This window comes from Microbacterium sp. (assembly GCF_052099035.1).
Taxonomy (GTDB): Bacteria; Actinomycetota; Actinomycetes; order Actinomycetales; family Microbacteriaceae; genus Microbacterium.
In genome coordinates, this window is the sequence record NZ_JBQDSX010000136.1 from 1 (window position 1) to 3,624 (window position 3,624).

Consider the following 3,624-nt stretch of genomic DNA (forward strand, 5'->3'; position numbering starts at 1 on the left):
GATCTTCGCGGCGAGCCGTTGCGCGTATGTTCGGATGACGGAATGACGGCCTGGGACGCGGGGATCCTCGCCGGCCCGGCACGCGATAAGGGAGCAGACCGATGAGCGAAACGGTCCTCATCACCGGTGCGACGCGAGGAATCGGTGCCGCGACAGCCGCTCGCATGGCCGCAGACGGTTGGAACGTCGCGCTGTTCGATATCGACAACGGCGTGCGCGCGACCGCCGAGGCGATCGGCGGATCCTGCCGGGGCTACGTCGGAGACGTCTCGCACGAAGCCGACTGGACGCGCGTCGTCACGGAGGTGCAGACGGATCTCGGCTCGATCGACGCAGTCGTTTCGAACGCGCTCGTGACGGATCCGACGCCGATCGACCGGATGGAGCTAAAGTCGTGGCAGCGCCAGCTCGATGTGAATCTGACCGGGACATTCCACGCGATGCGTTCCTGTCTTCCGGATCTTATTCGCGAGCGGCACGGCCGCGTCGTGATCGTGTCTTCCGTGCACGCGTCGTTCGGCCTGCCCGACGTTCCCGCGTACGCGGCGACGAAGGCGGGACTCACCGGTCTCACCCGCCAGCTTGCGGTTCAGTACGGGGGACAGGTGCGCGTGAACTGCGTGGTTCCCGGGCCGATCCGGACGGCGCAGTGGGACAGACTGAGTGACGAGGAGATCGAGGCGAGTGCGCGGGAGACCGTGATGGGCCGGCTCGGCGACGCCGACGAGGTGGCGGGTGCCATCGCCTTCCTCCTGGGCGACGACGCCTCCTTCATCACGGGAACGACGCTGACCGTCGACGGCGGCTGGAGCATTACGAAGAACTCGTCATGATCCGCGGACGAGGAAAGGACATGCTGTGAGCAGGTACATCGGGCGAGGGGTCCACGGCACCACCGTCGACGTGTTGGGTGCGCAGATCGTCGACGGCACTCTGGCTCCCGGCGACGTGCTCGACCTTCCGGTGATCGGCCGCGGCCTCGACGTGTCGCTGACCGCCCTCCGCGAGGCGATCAAGGTGCTGATGGCGAAGGGGCTCCTCGATGCGCGCCAGAAGAAGGGCACTTTCGTCCGGCCGCGGGAGGAATGGAACGTCCTCGACAGCGACGTGATCCGTTGGCGACACCAGTCGGGCGACGCGGTCGGGGTCCAGCGCGATCTCGCCGAGGTGCGGCGGGCAATCGAACCCGCAGCCGCGGGCCTTGCGGCTGAGCGCCGCACCGACGCGGATCTCGCCGAGCTCGAGCACGCACTGGTCGACATGCGGGACGCTCGAGACGGGTCGGCGCACGATTCCGCGGCCGCCGACCTGCGGTTTCATCAGGCGCTGCTGAGCGCGACGCACAACGAACTGTTCGCTCAGATGAGCGTGTTCGTCGAGCCGGCGCTGCTGATCCGCGACGAGCTGGTGCACGGGCACGAGGTGACGGATCCGGTGCCGAGCCATGGGCGCGTGGTCGAGGCCATCATCGCGCAGGACGCCGACGCCGCGGCCGACGCGGCACGAGCGCTGCTCGATGACAGCGTCGCCGATGTCGAGAAGGTACTGACCGAGGAGCATGACGCGTGAAGATCACACATATTGAAACTTTTGCCGTGCCGCCGCGGTGGGTGTTCTGCCGCGTCGAGACCGACGAGGGGATCGTCGGCTGGGGCGAGCCCGTCGTCGAGGGTCGCGCGGAGACGGTTCGTGCAGCGGTCGCGGAACTGAGTGAGCTGCTGATCGGTCGCGATCCTCGGCGTATCGAACAGCACTGGCAAGTGCTGACGAAGAGCGGCTTCTACCGAGGAGGCCCCGTGCTCTCGAGCGCCGTGGCCGGCCTGGACCAGGCGCTCTGGGACATCCTCGGCAAATCGCTCGGCGTCCCTGTCCACCAGCTCCTCGGCGGCCACGTGCGCGACCGGGTGCGCGTATACGGATGGATCGGTGGAGACGAGCCGAGTGCCGTCGCCGACGCGGCTGAGCAGCAGGTTGCGGCGGGTCTGACCGCGATCAAGATGAACGCGACAGGCAGATGGGATCGCCTCGCCGCGCCCGCGGGGATCGCGGAGGTCGTACAGCGCGTATCCGACGTCCGCGAGGCGGTGGGTGATTCGGTCGATATCGGCATCGACTTCCATGGCCGGGTCGGCGTCGCCGACGCGCGCCGGCTGATCGGGGCGGTCGCGCCGATGCGCCCGCTGTTCATCGAGGAGCCGGTGCTGCCGGAACTGGCCATGCACCTGCCCGACATCGTGTCGACCTCGGACGTTCCGATTGCGACGGGGGAGCGACTGTATAGTCGCGCCGAGTTCCTCGCGCCGCTGCAGGCGGGCGTGGCCGTCGTCCAGCCCGACCTCTCGCACGCGGGTGGTATTTCCGAGGTGCGCCGGATCGCGGCGCTCGCGGAGACCTATGGCGCCCTCCTCGCACCGCACTGCCCGCTGGGCCCGATCGCGCTGGCATCGAGCCTGCAGGTGGCGTTTGCGACGCCGAACTTCCTGCTGCAGGAGCAGTCGATCGGTATCCATTACAACAAGGGAAGCGCGGAACTGCTCGACTACGTGCTCGATCGCGCACCGCTGGCGTTCGTTGGCGGCCACATCGAGCGCTGGGACGCGCCGGGCCTCGGAATCGACGTCGACGAGGCTGCAGTGCGGCGCGCGGACAGCAACGACGAACCTTGGCGCGGCCCCGTCTGGCAGCACTCGGATGGTTCGTTCGCCGAGTGGTGACGAGCCGCGACGAAAGGACTGAAGTATGTCACTCATCGAAGATCTTGCAGCCGATCGCTTGCTCGCGATCATCCGCGGAAAGGACGTGGAGGCGTCGATCGCGACCGCGATCGCACTCGTCGACGAAGGCGTGCGCTCGATGGAGATCTCGCTCAGCAGTGCGGATGCTCTGACCGTCCTCTCGGAGGTGTCCTCGGCGCTCGGCGACCGTGTGCGTCTCGGGGCGGGCACCGTTCTCACTCCCGCCGATGTGGATGCCGCCCTCGACAACGGCGCGACCTATATCGTGACCCCCGCCATCGCGCCGTCGATCTCGACGGCCGTGGATCGCGGCGTGCCCGTGCTGTGCGGTGCGCTTACTCCGACCGAGGTGCTTACGGCACTCGATGCCGGGGCGGATGCCGTGAAGCTGTTTCCCGTCTCGTCGATGGGGCCGCGCTACGTGAAGGATCTGCGCGCGCCATTCCCGCGCACGCCGTTCATCCCTGTGGGGGGCGTAGGAACTGACGAGGCCGCGAGGTTCCTTGCTGATGGTGCGGTCGCGGTCGGGGTCGCGAGCCCGTTGCTGGGCGACGCGGCGAACGGCGGCGATCTCGACGCGCTGCGCGAGCGTGCCCGCCGATTCCTGAAGGCGGTTCAGCGGTGAGCGTCGATGTCGTCACCGCAGGCGAGACGATGCTCGCGCTGCGCGGCAGCGGGCCGCTGCGGCTGGGCGGAAGCCTCGCCACCTCGATCGCCGGGGCCGAGAGCAACGTCGCGGTGGGGATGTCGCGCCTCGGGCACCGCGTCGCGTGGGCGGGGCGCGTCGGTGACGACGAATCGGGGGCGCTCGTGTTGCGCACCCTCGCTGCCGAGGGCGTGGAATGCGGCGGGGTCGTCCGCGACGGCGACCGCGCGACGGGCATGCTGA

At 68.6% G+C, this 3,624-nt stretch carries 5 protein-coding genes; all 5 read left to right on the top strand.

Annotation, left to right across the window (positions count from 1 at the left end; genetic code table 11):
- Positions 1-101: 101 nt before the first annotated feature.
- Positions 102-833, top strand: coding sequence for an SDR family NAD(P)-dependent oxidoreductase (locus tag ACTIAO_RS17345; RefSeq protein WP_441871662.1), 732 nt, complete (start codon positions 102-104; stop codon positions 831-833).
- A gap of 25 nt (positions 834-858) precedes the next feature.
- Positions 859-1,569: a FadR/GntR family transcriptional regulator gene (locus tag ACTIAO_RS17350; RefSeq protein WP_441907320.1), complete on the top strand. Its 711-nt coding sequence runs from the start codon at positions 859-861 to the stop codon at positions 1,567-1,569.
- Positions 1,566-2,714 carry a galactonate dehydratase gene (gene dgoD, locus ACTIAO_RS17355; protein WP_441907321.1) on the top strand — a complete coding sequence of 383 codons (1,149 nt, stop codon included), beginning with the start codon at positions 1,566-1,568 and terminating at the stop codon, positions 2,712-2,714. Before ACTIAO_RS17350 ends, dgoD begins: the two co-directional genes overlap by 4 nt.
- A 25-nt stretch (positions 2,715-2,739) precedes the next feature.
- On the top strand, positions 2,740-3,360 hold the full coding sequence (locus ACTIAO_RS17360; protein ID WP_441907322.1) for a bifunctional 4-hydroxy-2-oxoglutarate aldolase/2-dehydro-3-deoxy-phosphogluconate aldolase: 621 nt from the start codon (positions 2,740-2,742) through the stop codon (positions 3,358-3,360).
- Positions 3,357-3,624: PfkB family carbohydrate kinase (locus tag ACTIAO_RS17365; RefSeq protein WP_441907323.1), on the top strand; the 268-nt coding region annotated here is incomplete at its 3' end. The genes ACTIAO_RS17360 and ACTIAO_RS17365, both read left to right, overlap by 4 nt.

What these genes read in the sequence shown, in the direction of transcription:
- ACTIAO_RS17345 (WP_441871662.1), top strand. Translation starts at nt 102, where the DNA reads ATGAGCGAAACGGTCCTCATCACCGGTGCGACGCGAGGAATCGGTGCC.
- ACTIAO_RS17360 (WP_441907322.1), top strand. Translation starts at nt 2,740, where the DNA reads ATGTCACTCATCGAAGATCTTGCAGCCGATCGCTTGCTCGCGATCATC.